Below are 15365 nucleotides of genomic sequence, written 5' to 3'. Positions count from 1 at the left end.
CTCACGTTCGACTTCGTTATACTCCGCGCTGCACACCGTTTCATCCTTCAATAAAGTCGCCATATACCGATCGACCTCCGAATTTTATTGCGCTCGAATGCGCCGTCATAGAGATTGCCGCTCTAGGAAGGCGGGTGTGCGGCTTTTTCTTTACATTTTTTACCATAAACCTATTTACTTTTGAGAAACAAAGGTTTACAATTCATTTTGAATTTACATTATTTAGAAGGTATGTTTTATTATGGTTCTTAAAAAATTGAAGAAAACCACTCTGCTGCTAGCCTCTTTAATGGCAATTACTTCGCTTGTACCTTCCATTTCCTTTGCCAAAACCGAGGCAACCGCATCTGCCCAGGGCAATAACCGGCCTTACGTGAGCATCACCACCCCTGCTTCAAACAAAGAGTACAGCCCGACCATTTACTATAATGAGCAGCCAAAAATAACGTGGGTCCAATCTGATCCAGATGACAACACCGTATTTAGTACATTCTGGGTTCTTGTCTATGATAAAAACGGCAGTATTTATAGCTCTGGTGTACTGCCCCAAAACACAAGCAGCAATACGCAGTCCTTCGAAATTCCCGTTTCACTGCCTAGAAATGAAACGCTTGGTGTATCAGTAGGTGTCCAAGACGAATCTGGAAACTGGAATTGGGGAGCTGACGTACACTACATGTACATCCAAACTCCGTAATCTATTTTGGCGCCTGTTGAGCATTCCAACGGGCATCGTCATCTTACTAATACTGAATAACTTCGATAGGCGTCGTTTGCAGCGGAAAGCGTTTTGTATATGGAATTTACAGTATTGTTCGTTCATTTGAAATAAAGGAGCGGGTCTTGATGAAGAAAATGAACCTTATCAGGTCAGGTTTGCTGGCCATTCCCTTGCTTTTGGCAGGACAAGCTGCGGCTAATGCCGAAGCCTTGATCGCCCCATCGCAAGCTGCAGTCGGCGTGGCAAGCGTTACTGAAGTCAATGTGAACCTGGATCTCTATCAAAATCCTATTTACGATAGTCTTCCCAGCGGCCCCAATTACACACACTACATCTCCTACGAGTCAAAACCGGGCGGGATCAGCATCGACTCCCGGGGTCGAGTGATTGCCTCTTCTACAGGCTACTACAAGGTAGATGTTTACTATAGCGGTATGCTTGTTTATACATTCAACTTCAATGTAGGTCCTATGTAAACATTCGCTTGGGACTAACAAAACAAAGCCGATCATCCTTTTTCTGCAAGGATGTCGGCTTTTCATAATAGGCGTTAACTGGAGAGCCGTAAATGTTTCCTGACCAATTGGGCCATAGTAAGAAAGCGTGATGCCAATTTTGGGAGGTGCCGCATGGATTTTACCAAGATGAGCACAAAGGAGTTCGTCGGAAAAGTTCACGAAGCGCAGGCCCATGCTCAGGAGAACAAGGAGCACAATGGCTACGGCCACCCGGAAAAACGTCTCCCCAGCAAACAGCGCATCCGCTAAAAAACGCCCTGGAGATTGCTCCTCTCCAGGGCGTTTCCTTATGCTCCCTCTCAAGGCCTGACCTGCTACTGCGGGTCTTGCCTGTTCAGGTTTTTGTCCTTTTCGGACTTTTGCTTTTGGGACGTTTGCGATTTGCTGCTGTGTCCCTGATTGTTGCCGTATTGGGTGCTGCGGTTGTTGGACATGTGGATACCCCTTTCAAAGGTAGTCGCAATCAACCGTAGTATGTCCTGTACGGCCCTTCCCCATCAGTCGTTACTTCGCTTCCCCTACGAATACCTTTTGACCGTTCTCGTATTTGTACACGTAGACAGACGCGAATTCGTTGTCGCCTTTTTCGTTGAATGTTACTTTTACGAACTGGCCTTGGAAGTCTTTTGTTTTATGGACAGCATCCAGGACTTGCTCGCGAGTCGGCTTTTGTCCGTTGTTCGCTTTAATCGCTTCTTCCAGTCCATGCAGCATGACGTTCATGGAGTCATAGCCAAAGGAAGTGAAGATCCCTACTTTATTGCCTGTGCTCGATTCAAATTCGCTGATCCACTTCTTGCCCTCTTCTGTTGCGGAAAGATCGCCTACAGTGGAGGTAAAGATTACGTTGTTCGCGTTGTCTGCGCCCGCAATTTTCACCAGGTCAGCAGAGTCGTAGCCATCGCCGCCCATGAATACGCCTTTGTAGCCTTTTTCACGAGCTTGCTTGATCAGGATGCCGGCATCGGAGTAATAACCGCCGAAGTAGATCATTTCAGGGTTCGCGGCGAGGATTTGGTTGATCACGGCGCTGTAGTCTTTCTCGCCGGCAGTGATGCCCTCGTAGCCCGCAATGGTTACGCCGTCTTTCTCAAATTGCTTTTTCACTTCATCAGCCAGGCCTTGGCCGTAGGCTTGTTTATCGTGAACGATATAAGCGGATTTCACACCCAACTGGTTTTTCGCGTAAATTGCAGCCTTGGAGCCTTGCTGGTCGTCGCGTGCACAGATGCGGTGAACGACCTTCTTGCCCTCGTCAGTCAGGTTGGAACCTGTGGAGGACGGAGACACCATGACCAGCTTCTCTTGCTCGTATTGCGCCGATGCCGTAATCGATGCACCAGTCGTCACGTGACCGACAACACCGAGGACATCCGGATTGGAGATCAACATTTGGGCTACGGCCACGCCTTGCTTCGGATCGGCCTGGTCATCCTGTGTCAGCATCTGGACGTCGAAGCCCAGCGCTTTAAACTTCTCCTGATTTTGCTTCAGTGCGTACTCGGCACCGGCCTTTGCCGTGCTTCCGTAGTCGGAGTACTGCCCGGACATTGGTCCTACTGCCGCGATAACGATTTTTTGCAGAGCGCCGCCGCTGGAAGAGCCGGTATTGCCGCCGGATTGCGGAGCCGGCTGCTCGCCTCCGCTGGCATTTCCGCCGCCCCCGCCAGCGTTGCCTCCGCCGCAGCCCGCAAGAGCTGTACCAAGCGCTACTACAGTTGCAAGAAAAGCCATAGTTTTCTGTTTTTTCATTCGAAAATCCCCCTTTTACTTTACGGACAAACAATGAGTCACCTTCTCTCATTGTAAAATAAATATGAAAATTTGCAACATATAAAGAGATTGGCAAAATCGATTGATATTGTTCACTTCATCGAAAATATTGATATTCGATACAAGACTCAAGTCCCAGTACAGTTTTGCGGCTGCCTTCATAATCAAAAAAGGCTACCCGGGCCCGGACGGGAAATTTTGCTTACCTGCCAAACGTCAACCCTTGGCATGATTTACCTAACGGACATCAGCAAAAACATGCCAAAACTATCAGGAGCATCCGCTCACAGTGGATAACCTTTGATCTATACCGCGAACAAATGTTTTTGTGCACAACCTGTTGATAAATCTGTGGATAATGTGGATGAGGAGGATTTTGCATGTCAGCCGACCGGTTTTACCTCATATATCAGGAAGCGAGCGATGAAGAATGCCTGCTGACCATCCAGCCTTACGACGACCAACAGGCCCTGGCGGAAGCGATCAACCGCCTGCAATCCCTGCAAGTGGACGAGTACACGATCATCAAAGGAAGAAAGATGAGAGCAGCGTTGCGGCTGGCTGTGGAGCTGCAGGAGGACGAAGATACACAGGCGGAAGCAGATGGGGATAAAGCCGCAGCGAAAGAAAACGGGTGATCCGCTTCGCTCACCTCCCCCGCTTTTCCACAACTTGTGGATAATTAAACCGCAAATAAATAGGGGGGCGGCAGTGAAATTTTTCCTGCCGGTCTTCGTATTTAGTATGGGGAGGAGGGGATACAACCATGGAACAAGAGTTGGCTCGGGCCAATGCAGAAGCGGTCCGGCTCGTGCAGCAGTTTCTCAAAGGACAGTCACGGGCCTTTCCCGCACTCGTCAATTTATTTACCCCCCGTGTCATGAGCATCATCAGAAGACTGGTCTCCAGTTATCATGATGCCGAGGACCTGCACAACGAAATTTGGTTAAAAGTAGCGCAAAATTTACACAAATACGACCCCACCCTGCCCTTTCATTCCTGGCTGTATCGCATCGCCTCCAATGCCTGCATCGATTTTTTGCGAAAGAGACGGGAAATTGCGCTTGAGGATGAGCAGCTGCATCAGCATGTTCACAAGCGTCCCTCCGGTCCCGTAAAAAGTCCGGAACTGTTTCTGCTGGAAAAAGAAAGCTATTCTGAATTGACAGCCTTGCTGGATTGCTTGCCCGAAACGGATCGTCTGATTTTGACTCTCCGATTTGTGCAGGAAATGAGTTACGATGAGATAGGAAGCATCGTCGGCATGAGTAAAAATACGGTCGGGACCCGCTTGTTCCGGGCCCGCAAACAATTGAAAGAGCAGTTGGATAAATACAGGGAGGAAAGGAGAATGTCCGATGCCGCATATTGATGAGCTTACCTTGATGATGTACAGTGACGGTGAACTCTCTAGCGAAGAAGCAGAAGCCGTCCAAAAACACGTTGACAGTTGTCACCACTGCGGCAGCTCGCTTGAGCAGCTGGTCGCGGAGAGGCAATTCGTGGCCGACCGCTTTTTCTCCGACGACCTCCCCCCTATGTCTTTCCAGCTCTACGACATGACCTCTGCACAGATTCATGGAATCGCCATGCTGCACAAGCGAACTCGCCGCCGCTTTCTGTGGCGCATGCTCCTGCTTGGCGGCAGCATTCTGGCCGTCGCTGTTTGTTACCTCGTGTTTTGGCAGCGAATCTGGCTTGAGTGGGTTGCGCCGGCATGGACCTCATGGAAAAGCCATCTTTTCTGGAGTTCGGCCCTATGGCTCAACGACAACGCCCGCGAATTTTTTCATGCTCCCGCATCGTATGTCATGGCGCTTCCCTTGCCGTTTTTCGTACTGGTCGGGCTGCTGCTTATCCTGAATATCCGTTTTTCGCCTCTCCCCCATTCGCGACTGTCCAAGCGGGAGGTGGATTGAATTGAAAAAGCTGCTTAGTCTGATTCTTTTTGTAAGTTTGCTGATTGTGGCCTCTACCGCTTATGCGTTTAGCGGGGTCATCTCTGATCGGTACTACCTGCCCCCTGATACCGCTCACCGCGGCGATCTGGCTGTCAGTGCCACCAAAATCATCATCGATGGCGTTGTCGACGGCGATGTGTACGCATTTGGCGAAAATGTCCAAGTCAATGGACGAATTACAGGGGATCTCCTTACGTTTGCAGCCGTAACACTTGTCACCGGCGAAATCGACGGCGACATCCGTTCAATGACAGACACGCTGCTCCTAAACGGGAAGGTGGCTGGAAGCGTTACCAATCTGTCGCATACCCTGGTTCTTGACCGGAACGGCAGTATCGGCAAAAACCTGCTTACGCTTGCGACAAGTGTTGATTTGAACGGCAAAATCGCGCGGGAAGCAAACGGCCGCATGGAAAACGTCAGGATTACGGGGAGCATCGGAGAGGGCATCTCCATGCTGTACAGTCGTACGATTCATATCGACGGGCCGGCCGTGATCGGCGGTGACTTGGTCTATACCAGTCCCCAACGGGCTGTCATCAGCCAAGGTGCGGCGCTCAAAGGAGAGGAACGCTTCTCCCCTGCTCCGGTAGAGGAACCGGATGAAGGATTCTCCTATTTCCCGATTCTGCTCGGGCTTTCCTCCCTTTTGAGTACGCTGTTGCTCTGGCTTGCCATCCGCTTCCTGTTCCCGGCCGGATTGACACGTGTTTACCGGCAATTGGATCAACGAAAAGGCTCCACCTTTGTTTGGGGAGCGTGCCTCGTCCTGGGTATGCCGTTTTTGTCGCTATTGCTTTTGATCACGGTCATAGGAATCCCTGTCTCGCTTGCGCTGCTGCTGACGTTCCTGATCCTGTCCTGGTCGGCAAAAGTATTCGTCGGCTCATGGATCGGCATCCGAGTAGCCGAGCGCTTTTCGTGGAAGGTTTCTCCGCTCTTGGCCGAGCTGCTTGGTGTCGTCGCTCTGCAGTGCCTGCTGATCATTCCGCTGGTAGGCTGGCTGTTTGCACTGCCTGTCTGGATCGCGTTTTTCGGGGCATTGGTCGGCTCTGTCGCCCAGGCCAATAAAACTTTCCTCGCCTGACATGTTTAGCCGCACGTTTTTTGGAAATTATGGTGAAAGAGGCGTGCAGTTATCTGTTTGACCTTTATTGACCTTTTGTGTATGATATTCTTACAAAGAGAGGAGGAAGACTGAATGCACATGAATTTGATTCCAACAGTCATTGAACAGACCAACCGCGGAGAGCGTGCTTACGATATTTATTCCCGTCTTCTGAAGGATCGCATTATCTTTCTCGGTACTCCTATCAACGATACGGTAGCTAATATTGTCGTAGCGCAAATGCTGTTCCTGCAAGCGGAAGACCCGGATAAAGACATTTCCCTGTACATCAACAGCCCGGGCGGTTCCATCACCGCCGGTATGGCAATTTACGATACCATGCAATTTATCAAGCCGGATGTATCGACGATTTGCATCGGGATGGCCGCATCCATGGGCGCCTTCTTGCTGGCCGCTGGTACAAAAGGCAAGCGCTACGCCTTGCCGAACAGCGAGGTCATGATTCACCAACCGCTCGGCGGGGCTCAAGGTCAAGCCAGCGACATCGAGATCGCGGCAAAACGGATTATCAGAATGCGCGAGCACCTGAACCAAATCCTGTCCGAGCGCACTGGCCAACCTCTGGAGCGCATCCAGAAGGATACGGATCGCGATAATTTCCTTTCTGCCCAGGATGCGATGGAATACGGCCTGATTGACAAGGTCATTTCGACAGAGGCATCCGCAAAAAAATAACCGGCTTCGGCTGATTTACGTAGGACCCTGCCAGAGATGGCGGGGTTCTTTTTTAACCGGGGGTTCTCTATACCAGAGTTCTCTATGCCAGGGGTCTTTTTACCGGGGTTCTCTTTTGGCCTCGGTTTCTTTTTTTGTCTCCGGCTTTTTTTATGGCTGCGATTTACCCGCTGCACCCTGGGCAGATTTCACGGTTGACTGGGCTCGGGGTAAAGCGCTAGTATAGTAACTTGGGTGTCTTTATACCCACGTGGTTCGAAACCATCCCACGATAAAAAACTAAGGAGCTAATTGAATATGAAAGTAAAAACGCTTGTCGCAAACGGTATCCTGGCGGCTTTGTACATTGCCGTCTCGATGCTTATTCAGCCATTTGGTTTTACCAATGTACAATTCCGCGTTTCAGAAATGTTTAATCATCTCGTCGTTTTCAACAAAAAGTACATGTACGGAATTGTCCTCGGCGTCTTTTTTACGAATCTGTTTTTCTCGCCCATGGTCGCCTATGACCTGGTATTTGGAGTGGGTCAGTCTGTGCTGGCGCTGCTTGTCACGATTGTTTCCATGCGCTTCATCAAAGGCGTCTGGGCTCGCATGATATTCAATACCATTGTTTTTACGATTACGATGTTTCTGATCGCGATTGAACTGAACCTGGCGTTCGGTCTGCCCTTCTACTTTACATGGCTCACCACTGCGCTTGGCGAATTTGTCGTCATGCTGGTCGGAGCTCCGATCATGTATGTTCTGAACAAACGGTTGAACCTCGAACAGCGGATTTGAAAAAGAAACCGAGCAATTGCCAGGAGATTCTCCGGCGCTGCTCGGTTTTTTGCCTTGTCCGCCTATTTCTCTACCAATTGACCGACGTCCACCGTTTTGCTGTCCGCCGGGTTGCCCTCTGTATGGACGCGGGCCTGCGCCGTTTTCTCGTCAACTCCGTCGATCCATACCGATTGTCCTTGATACTGTACCTCGATCTTGCTCTCGGAACGGATAATTTCCTGTGCGCGATTTACATCCATGCTCTTCGCTCCTTTACCGTTTATCGATCATCGCGAGCTGTGCTGGCTCCTGTCATGGTTTCGGTCGTGGTCTCTTCGATCAGGCCATTCTGATCGGTGACCTGTCCTCCGCCAAGCCCCTCGTTTACCATCCGGTCAATATCCATGTCGTAATCGTCTCGACCCTCGGTATATGTATCGCGTTCGGTGCTCACTTAAACTCCCCCCTTGTCAGCCATTTTTATATAAGTTAGCAATGCCCTGTTCGTTGTCGAAACATGCAGCTGATCCGGACAAAAAAAGACACCTTCCCGTAGAAAGTGTCTTTCCCTCTTGTTCTTTTGCTATTCTTCCTTGCTTACCAGATTGGTCAGGCTGGTAACCGCTTGAGACGCATCAGGGCCCTCCGCTGATATCGTGATCTCCGTACCCGAACTGATAGCGAGGCTCATTATCCCCATGATGCTCTTCGCGTTTACCTTCTTGTTTTCTTTTTCCACAAATACTTCTGATGCAAACCGGTTGGCCTCCTGCACGAAAAATGCCGCAGGGCGGGCCTGCAAACCGGTTTTCAGCTTGACCACAACCTGCTGTTGAACCATGGGTGGAACCTCCTCGCTCAGTATCTCTTATTACCGTCTAGTATACCATGTCTCTACACGGAAATATTTCGTTTTTCTCGTAATTTGTCAGCGATTTCGTTAATTTTTCGTAGCCGGTGATTGATCCCCGACTTGCTGACTACTCCGCTGGGAATCATTTCTCCCAGCTCTTTCAGGTTGATGTCCGGATGAATCAACCGAAGCTCTGCCACCTCGCGCAAACGCTTCGGCAGATTTTCCAGCCCCATTTCCTCCTGGATCAGCTGGATGTTCTCCATCTGCCTGGCCGCTGCATTTACCGTCTTGTTGATGTTGGCGATTTCACAATTGTGCAGACGGTTTACAGAGTTGCGCATATCTTTGACGATCCGCACGTCCTCGAAGTAGAACAGTGCCTGATGCGCACCGATCAGGCTGAGAAACTCCGTGATCTTCTCCCCTTCTTTGATGTAGAGGACGTAGCCTTTTTTTCGTTCAATGCACTTCGCGTTCAGCTTGTAGCGATTGGCCATTTTGGTCAAAGCCTCGCAAAAATCCTGGTACGAAGTAAAGATCTCCAGATGGTAGCTGGATGCCTCCGGGTGGTTTACCGACCCGCCCGCCAAAAACGCCCCTCGCAAATACGCAGCGCGGCAGCAAGACTTCTTCACAATGTCCTGCGATATCCCGCGCACGAAGGAAAGGCTCTCGTCCATAATTCTCAGCTCTTGCAGTATATCATTGGCTCTGTTGGGGATTCTTACGATGTATACGTTGTTCTTTTTCAGCCGCATTTTCTTGCGCACAAGCAGTTCGGCATGAATATTGAAGATTTTTTTCGTCAACGTGTATATCCGTCTGGCAATCGCCGCATTTTCCGTGGTCACATCCAGTACCAGACGCCCTGCACCGAATTGCAGGCTGCCGTTCATCCGAATCAGCGCCGCCAGCTCTGCTCGGCTGCAACAATCAGGTCCCTCCAGCATCGTCAGTTCCTTTTTCGTCTGTGCGGCGAATGATGACATCGTCCTTCACTCCTTCTCAATCTTCTGCGTCCGGCGCCTCCGCTTGATCAGCGAGACGACCTGCTTGCTGACGGCGGTCGCATCATGACGCAGATACCCCTCTTCAAACGCCACCAGCGGTTTGGCTACGATATGCAGTCCCAACTGGCGTAAGCGCTTTACATCACAAGCAACAGGGGCTGCTCCCTTCTCCGCATATTTTTCCAAGGTTTTATCGGGAATGGCAGCAGAGTTCACTATCACTGTATCCAAAAACGGTCCGCCTACATGATCGTACAGCACTTCGACATGTTTGGATGCGGAAAACCCGTCTGTTTCGCCCGGCTGAGTCATGACATTGCAAATATACATTTTCGGAGCTGTCGAATTCTTTACAGCGGCGAACAAGCCTCTCACCAATAGATTCGGCAAAATGCTCGTATACAGGCTTCCAGGGCCGATCAAGATCGCATCTGCCTCTTCGATGGCCAGCAGCGCTTCACTCAATGGCACAGCATCCTCGGGGTCCAGAAAGACCCGCTTGATCTGCTTGCCGGTCAATGGAATTTGCGATTCTCCCGCAATGATTGAACCGTCTTCCATTTCCGCCATGAGCCGAAGCGACTGTGTCGATGCCGGAAGCACCTCTCCCCGGACAGCCAATACATCGCTCAGCTTCTTAACCGCTGTGACAAAATCTCCGGTAATTTCGTTCATCGCTGCCAGAAGTAGATTTCCCAAATTATGCCCGGCTAATCCGGTACCTGTGGAAAAACGATACTGCATGACCTTTTCCATCAGCGGTTCGGTATCGGCCAGGGCCGTCAAAACGTTACGGATATCTCCGGGAGGGGGCATATCCAACTCCTCCCGCAGCCTCCCGGAGCTTCCGCCGTCGTCAGCGACGGTTACGATCGCGGTAATGTGAACCGGTGCGTGCTTTAACCCCCTTAATAACACGGACAGTCCCGTTCCTCCGCCGATCACGACAACCCGCAGCCGGTTGCCCTGCTGCGATCCCATTCTCCTCGTCGGCATATGTCACCTCATTATATGCTGATACACATACAAAGGCCCTGTTCAAGTACGGATGGCGTTTCTTTCTTTCCTGCCATCCTATGCTTACTTGCTTTTTTCCATGTCACGATGACTGACCCGAATCGCGTAGTCCTTTCCAAAAACCTCGCCCAAATGCTCCGCGATCGCCACCGAACGATGCTTGCCTCCCGTGCAGCCGATCCCGATCACCAGCTGGCTTTTCCCTTCCCGTTGGTAATGGGGCATCGTATAGGCCAAAAAGTCAATCAGTTTATCGACAAACTCTTTCGTTTCCTTATGATTCATGACGTACTCGGCCACCTCCGGGTCACACCCGGTTTTGGGCCGCAATTCTTCCACGTAATGCGGATTGGGCAGGAAACGTACGTCAAACATAAGATCGGCATCAATCGGAGTGCCGTATTTGAATCCGAAAGACAGGACGTTAATCGTCAAGGAAGAACCTTGCTGTGTATACTGGCTAATTATTTTTTCTCGCAACTGTGCCGGCTTCATTTGGCTGGTATCAATAATCTGATGGGCTCGCCCCTTCATTTCCTGAAGCAGCCGACGCTCGGCATGGATTCCTTCCAATGGTGAACCGTTGGGTGAAAGCGGATGGCGTCGACGCGTCTCTTTGTACCTGGAAACCAATGTTTGATCATTTGCATCCAGATAGAGAATATGGAAAGAGATTCCCTCCATTTGATTTAGACTGTCGATGGCTCCCGACAAGTTTACAAAAAATTCGCGGCCGCGCAGGTCAACTACCAAGGCGACACGCTCAATATTGCCTCCCGACTGCTTGATCAGCTCCGCAAACTTGGGGATCAAAACCGGCGGCAGGTTATCGACACAAAAGAACCCCAGATCTTCCAAGCTCTGTACGGCAACGGTTTTCCCCGCGCCAGACATCCCTGTAATGATCAACAGATTAACGGCTCTCTCATTTTCCACTTCTGTCACTCCACTCGCCTCCTACGATTCTGACTTTAGCATACCATAACGGTTGGCATTTTCGCACCCTTTAGGACTCGTAACGCTCCCGTGGAGACAGGAAGCTGATATCCGGCCGTTCGTGCATGCCTTGCAGAAAAAAAATGGCGTGGCTATGGCAGCCACGCAAAATGGTTCGTATAGATAAGGGGGTCAATTCATTGTCTTCATCTTACCGCCCAATTATTTCACTCATGTTACAAGCAGGTTAAGAGATTGTGACATTTTGCTCAGCCAGACGTTCGTTCAGCTCTTCGACGTAGTGCTGGGCCGATTGGGCGGCGATCGAGCCGTCACCAGTAGCTGTCACTACTTGACGCAGCATCTTCTCGCGCACATCCCCGGCGGCAAAGACACCTTTCACTTTGGTGTGCATGCGTTCATCTGTCAGCACATACCCGGCTTCATTGGTAATTCCCAGATTGCGAACGCTCTCCGTCAGCGGGTCCATCCCTACGTAGATGAATGCGCCATCTGTCGGGAACTCGCGCTCTTCGCCGGTTTTCAGGTTCTCCAGGAGTACGCTTTGGACTTTTCCGTCGCCGCGAATTTCCTTGACCACCGTATCCCAGATGACCTCGATCTTTTCATTGTCAAATGCCCGTTTTTGCAGGATTTTTTGGGCGCGGAACTGATCGCGACGGTGAATGATCGTCACCTTGGATGCAAAGCGGGTCAAGAATACGGCTTCCTCGACAGCAGAGTCTCCGCCGCCGACTACGACCAGCTCTTTGCCGCGGAAAAATGCTCCGTCACATACTGCGCAATAGGAAACGCCGCGGCCGGAGAGTTCTTTTTCTCCCGGAACGCCCAGCAGGCGATGCTCCGCACCGGTGGCAATGATCACCGATTTGGCCAGGTACTCCTTGTCGGAAGTAATGACTCGTTTATACGGCTCCTCGTCTTTTACTTCCTTGATTTCGCCATATGCATACTCAGCGCCGAACTTTTGAGCATGCTCGAACATTTTTGTGGACAAGTCCGGTCCCAAAATGGAGCCGAAGCCCGGATAGTTTTCAATCTCCTCCGTATTGGCCATTTGGCCGCCTGGAATTCCGCGTTCCAGCATGAGCGTGCTCATGTTTGCGCGGGAGGTATATACAGCGGCAGTCATCCCCGCGGGGCCTGCACCGGCGATGATCACATCGTATATTTTTTGGTCGCTCATATCCACTGCCTCCTCAATCTGCAATCACTTCTTATTTATACTTATTATAAAATGAGAATCTATTTCAAATCAAGGGTTTGCAGTGCTTTTACGCACTTTGCCACAGTTGAGGGGGAAAGCTCGTATTTTTCTGCTACCTTTGCCTGTGATTGCGCATGTTTCTGGTTTTTTATCGCACCGTATAGATATTCGAGTGCAGCCACCCACGCTACAATCTTGCGCACTTGTACAGGCGGCTTCTCTAGCTGCGAGAACCGTTTCCAAACAGATAGACACCAGTTCTTCATGTCCTCCTGTCCGCTACCGGAAAAAAACCGGTTGATGCAGTCTTCTACGCCTTCCGTTTTTTGACTGTCCGTTTCGCTCCCCGGAAACTCTAATTTATGCTCAGTTGCCGCTTTCGTCTTTGCTTTTCGCTTGGGCCTTGCTTCCGGCATCTCTGCTCCCATGTCTGCCAGTGCAAGCAGGGCGAGCTTTTGCAGCTGCGGATCGTCCGTTTGGTGGTAACACTGGCGAACCGCTGCTTCCGCTTCGTCATCGCCGATCAAAGCAAGGGTTTGCAGAACCGCAAACTTAACTTCATCGCGCCCGTGCTGCAGGGCCCACAACAAGGAAGCGCGAATCATCGGATCGTTTTTCAGCTCTTCAACACCGGATGCCGGTGCCTTCTCCCAGGACACTTCCTGCTGCGGCTGATAGTAATGGTAAGGGATGACCTGCTTAGTTTGCCCGTCCTTCGCCTCTTTTACCATCTCCATGTAGTGCTCGGCTACCCCCGATTCCGGGTCCAGCTGCTTTACCTTTTGCCACCAGCGGATGGCTTGTTCCTTATGACCACTCATATAGGCGGATATCGCTGCGTAGTGGTACGTGCATGCTTCATGAGTTCGACCCGATTTAAGCATCTTGGCGTAGAGGCGATAGGCCTCCTCGTGTTGGCCAAGGACGCCCATTGTCGTCGCCAGCTTATACGCATGCTCCGGATGGTAGGGGACGACTTTTTTCAGCATGTCGATGAGTGCCACCAGCTCCTTGGCCCGATTGTGGTGTGACAACAGCACTGCCAGGTTGCAGAGAGCATGCAAATTTCCATGCTCTCTCTCCAGCGTCTCCTCAATCGTTGCCATTGCCTGTTGAAAATCCCCTACATAGTAGTAGGCCAGCGACAGGTTGTTCCAAGCCGGCATAAAGGAAGGGTCCGCTTCGACGATTTCTTTTAAAATGTCCAATGCTTCTAAAAAACGGCCTTCTTCTAAACTGCGCCGTGCCCGTTCATGCTTGCTGTACACGTCCTCGCGTTCACCTGTGAGAAAATGGCGAGGAGGCATGTCCAGCTCAAAGTAGATATAGTCCAGCAGCTCTTCGGCATCCTCTCGGTACGCCCCATCGCTTTGTTGTTGCAAGTAGCGGATCGCCATCTCTTCTGCCATCTCGTAATCTTCCAGGTTGGCGTAATTGTTCGCCATATAAAAATAGACTTCTACTATTTTCGGTTCGCACTTTTCCAGCACATCATACAAGATGTCGTTGGACGCTTCAAAATTGCCGACTTCGGCCAGAACACTCGCCAAATGGCATTGGTATTCGGCATTTTTCGGCTCCAGCTCGATGGCACGGCGGAAGCTGCGAATAGCTTTATCGTAGTCATAGCGATTTAAAAAACGCAAGCCGCGCTCGACAAAAAAGCGGGCGTCTTGATGAAAATGAACGACTGTCGACTTCTCGATTCTCTTGTTTTGTTTCATAGAACCTCCAGCATCACAGGGCAGTACCTCCATGTATCGTACCAGAAGCGCCCTTACGCCACAAGCTGATGCACCCTTTTAAAGTTTTCTTTCACCGGATCTGCTTCGTTTTGCTAGAGCAGATCCGCTCTCATTTTTTCAAATAAGCGGTTTCATTTCGGGATAAAAGCAGGAAACACCACTGGCTGTACAGCGAGTGGTGTCATTTATCGAACTTCTATATTCATGAATGGAGCGGACGACGGGGCTCGAACCCGCGACCTTCGCCTTGGCAAGGCGACGCTCTACCAATTGAGCTACGTCCGCATATATACTGGTGAGCCATGAAGGACTCGAACCTTCGACCCTCTGATTAAAAGTCAGATGCTCTACCAACTGAGCTAATGGCTCGCAAAAATGGTGGCTCGGGACGGAATCGAACCGCCGACACGAGGATTTTCAGTCCTCTGCTCTACCGACTGAGCTACCGAGCCGTATCAACATCACAGAGAACATGAAAATATTACATGGCGGATGAATCCGTTTCTTGAAATGGCGGAGCTGACGGGACTCGCTTCCACTGGCGACTCGACCTCGAAAGGCTTCCTGTGAGCCAGATCTGAAGTACCCGAGCAATGCTTCCTGTACACGCTGCAAGGGTGAACCCGTTTACGGGTGAGAGACCCGCTGCTTCATTGAAATGGCGGAGCTGACGGGACTCGAACCCGCGACCTCCGGTGTGACAGACCGGCGTGAACTCCAACTTCACCACAGCTCCATGAAAAAAGGTCTCCAGCTACTATCTTCACTCTTGACCGAAAGACGTCACAAACTTTAAAAGGTTTCGCGCCTTCAAAACTGGATATGCATATTGTGCTAAAGGATTTGTGTGGATAAGTCCTCGACCGATTAGTATTCGTCAGCTCCACGCGTTGCCGCGCTTCCACACCGAACCTATCAACCTCATCGTCTATGAGGGGTCTTACCAGCTTAACGCTGTGGGAAGTCTCATCTTGGAGGGGGCTTCACGCTTAGATGCTTTCAGCGCTTATCCCTTCCGCACATAGCTACCC

At 50.7% G+C, this 15365-nt stretch carries 18 protein-coding genes, 4 tRNA genes, 1 rRNA gene and 1 riboswitch; of the genes, 9 read left to right on the top strand and 14 right to left on the bottom strand.

Features of this window, described 5'->3' with window-relative positions; all coding sequences use genetic code 11:
- Positions 1 to 241: 241 nt before the first annotated feature.
- From EDM54_RS20690 to EDM54_RS20680, 3 genes are all read left to right on the top strand, one after another.
- Complete coding sequence (locus tag EDM54_RS20690) at positions 242 to 697, top strand: hypothetical protein (RefSeq protein ID WP_024984827.1); 456 nt, start codon at positions 242 to 244, stop codon at positions 695 to 697.
- 149 nt (positions 698 to 846) lie between these two features.
- Positions 847 to 1197: a hypothetical protein gene (locus EDM54_RS20685; protein ID WP_003392545.1), complete on the top strand. Its 351-nt coding sequence runs from the start codon at positions 847 to 849 to the stop codon at positions 1195 to 1197.
- Between the two features lie 153 nt (positions 1198 to 1350).
- A complete protein-coding gene (locus EDM54_RS20680) occupies positions 1351 to 1488 on the top strand; it encodes a DUF4023 domain-containing protein (protein ID WP_003392543.1) in 138 nt (45 codons plus the stop codon).
- Between the two features lie 255 nt (positions 1489 to 1743).
- Here EDM54_RS20680 and EDM54_RS20675 read toward each other — a convergent pair whose 3' ends face one another.
- On the bottom strand, positions 1744 to 2991 hold the full coding sequence (locus tag EDM54_RS20675) for a branched-chain amino acid ABC transporter substrate-binding protein (protein ID WP_003392541.1): 1248 nt from the start codon (positions 2989 to 2991) through the stop codon (positions 1744 to 1746).
- Positions 2992 to 3392: 401 nt separating this feature from the next.
- Here EDM54_RS20675 and EDM54_RS20670 point away from each other — a divergent pair, with 401 nt between their 5' ends.
- The 6 genes from EDM54_RS20670 to EDM54_RS20645 all read left to right on the top strand — a co-directional run bounded on the left by EDM54_RS20670 (position 3393) and on the right by EDM54_RS20645 (position 7560).
- Positions 3393 to 3650 carry a hypothetical protein gene (locus tag EDM54_RS20670; RefSeq protein ID WP_003392539.1) on the top strand — a complete coding sequence of 86 codons (258 nt, stop codon included), beginning with the start codon at positions 3393 to 3395 and terminating at the stop codon, positions 3648 to 3650.
- Between the two features lie 128 nt (positions 3651 to 3778).
- A complete protein-coding gene (locus EDM54_RS20665; RefSeq protein WP_003392537.1) occupies positions 3779 to 4384 on the top strand; it encodes an RNA polymerase sigma factor in 606 nt (201 codons plus the stop codon).
- Positions 4371 to 4931, top strand: coding sequence for an anti-sigma factor family protein (locus EDM54_RS20660; RefSeq protein ID WP_003392535.1), 561 nt, complete (start codon positions 4371 to 4373; stop codon positions 4929 to 4931). Before EDM54_RS20665 ends, EDM54_RS20660 begins: the two co-directional genes overlap by 14 nt.
- Before the next feature lies 1 nt (position 4932).
- Positions 4933 to 6060 carry a bactofilin family protein gene (locus EDM54_RS20655; protein WP_122958722.1) on the top strand — a complete coding sequence of 376 codons (1128 nt, stop codon included), beginning with the start codon at positions 4933 to 4935 and terminating at the stop codon, positions 6058 to 6060.
- 120 nt (positions 6061 to 6180) lie between these two features.
- Entirely contained in the window at positions 6181 to 6777 is a 597-nt protein-coding gene (clpP, locus tag EDM54_RS20650) for an ATP-dependent Clp endopeptidase proteolytic subunit ClpP (RefSeq protein WP_003392529.1), read from the top strand.
- A 244-nt stretch (positions 6778 to 7021) separates the two neighbouring features.
- Positions 7022 to 7066, top strand: a riboswitch (PreQ1 riboswitch).
- An 8-nt stretch (positions 7067 to 7074) separates the two neighbouring features.
- Entirely contained in the window at positions 7075 to 7560 is a 486-nt protein-coding gene (locus EDM54_RS20645) for a QueT transporter family protein (RefSeq protein WP_003392526.1), read from the top strand.
- Between the two features lie 62 nt (positions 7561 to 7622).
- On the opposite strand, the gene EDM54_RS20640 is transcribed toward EDM54_RS20645, so the two are convergent.
- The 13 genes from EDM54_RS20640 to EDM54_RS20585 all read right to left on the bottom strand — a co-directional run.
- Positions 7623 to 7802, bottom strand: coding sequence for an H-type small acid-soluble spore protein (locus EDM54_RS20640; RefSeq protein ID WP_003392523.1), 180 nt, complete (start codon positions 7800 to 7802; stop codon positions 7623 to 7625).
- Positions 7803 to 7822: 20 nt separating this feature from the next.
- Entirely contained in the window at positions 7823 to 7996 is a 174-nt protein-coding gene (locus EDM54_RS26585) for a hypothetical protein (protein ID WP_003392522.1), read from the bottom strand.
- A 129-nt stretch (positions 7997 to 8125) separates the two neighbouring features.
- Positions 8126 to 8383, bottom strand: a complete 258-nt coding sequence (locus tag EDM54_RS20635) for an HPr family phosphocarrier protein (RefSeq protein WP_003392520.1) — start codon at positions 8381 to 8383, stop codon at positions 8126 to 8128.
- Between the two features lie 53 nt (positions 8384 to 8436).
- The gene (whiA, locus tag EDM54_RS20630) at positions 8437 to 9387 is read right to left on the bottom strand and encodes a DNA-binding protein WhiA (protein ID WP_003392518.1); all 951 of its coding nucleotides are present in this window, start codon (positions 9385 to 9387) and stop codon (positions 8437 to 8439) included.
- A 6-nt stretch (positions 9388 to 9393) separates the two neighbouring features.
- Positions 9394 to 10404: a gluconeogenesis morphogenetic factor MgfK gene (gene mgfK, locus EDM54_RS20625; protein WP_024985590.1), complete on the bottom strand. Its 1011-nt coding sequence runs from the start codon at positions 10402 to 10404 to the stop codon at positions 9394 to 9396.
- A gap of 84 nt (positions 10405 to 10488) precedes the next feature.
- Complete coding sequence (gene rapZ / locus EDM54_RS20620; protein WP_003392515.1) at positions 10489 to 11370, bottom strand: RNase adapter RapZ; 882 nt, start codon at positions 11368 to 11370, stop codon at positions 10489 to 10491.
- 238 nt (positions 11371 to 11608) lie between these two features.
- Positions 11609 to 12568: a thioredoxin-disulfide reductase gene (gene trxB / locus EDM54_RS20615; RefSeq protein WP_003392512.1), complete on the bottom strand. Its 960-nt coding sequence runs from the start codon at positions 12566 to 12568 to the stop codon at positions 11609 to 11611.
- 59 nt (positions 12569 to 12627) lie between these two features.
- The gene (locus EDM54_RS20610; RefSeq protein WP_122958721.1) at positions 12628 to 14313 is read right to left on the bottom strand and encodes a tetratricopeptide repeat protein; all 1686 of its coding nucleotides are present in this window, start codon (positions 14311 to 14313) and stop codon (positions 12628 to 12630) included.
- A 230-nt stretch (positions 14314 to 14543) separates the two neighbouring features.
- Positions 14544 to 14619, bottom strand: a tRNA-Gly gene (locus EDM54_RS20605).
- A gap of 8 nt (positions 14620 to 14627) precedes the next feature.
- Positions 14628 to 14703 (bottom strand) — tRNA-Lys (locus tag EDM54_RS20600).
- Positions 14704 to 14710: 7 nt separating this feature from the next.
- A tRNA-Phe gene (locus EDM54_RS20595) sits at positions 14711 to 14786 on the bottom strand.
- Positions 14787 to 14993: 207 nt separating this feature from the next.
- Positions 14994 to 15070 (bottom strand) — tRNA-Asp (locus EDM54_RS20590).
- A 111-nt stretch (positions 15071 to 15181) separates the two neighbouring features.
- Positions 15182 to 15365: ribosomal RNA gene (locus EDM54_RS20585) — 23S ribosomal RNA — on the bottom strand; the annotation flags it as partial.

It is taken from the genome of Brevibacillus borstelensis (genome assembly GCF_003710865.1).
GTDB lineage: Bacteria > Bacillota > Bacilli > Brevibacillales > Brevibacillaceae > Brevibacillus > Brevibacillus borstelensis.
Note: the sequence above shows the minus strand (reverse complement) of the source record. Positions and strands in the feature narration are given on the sequence as shown.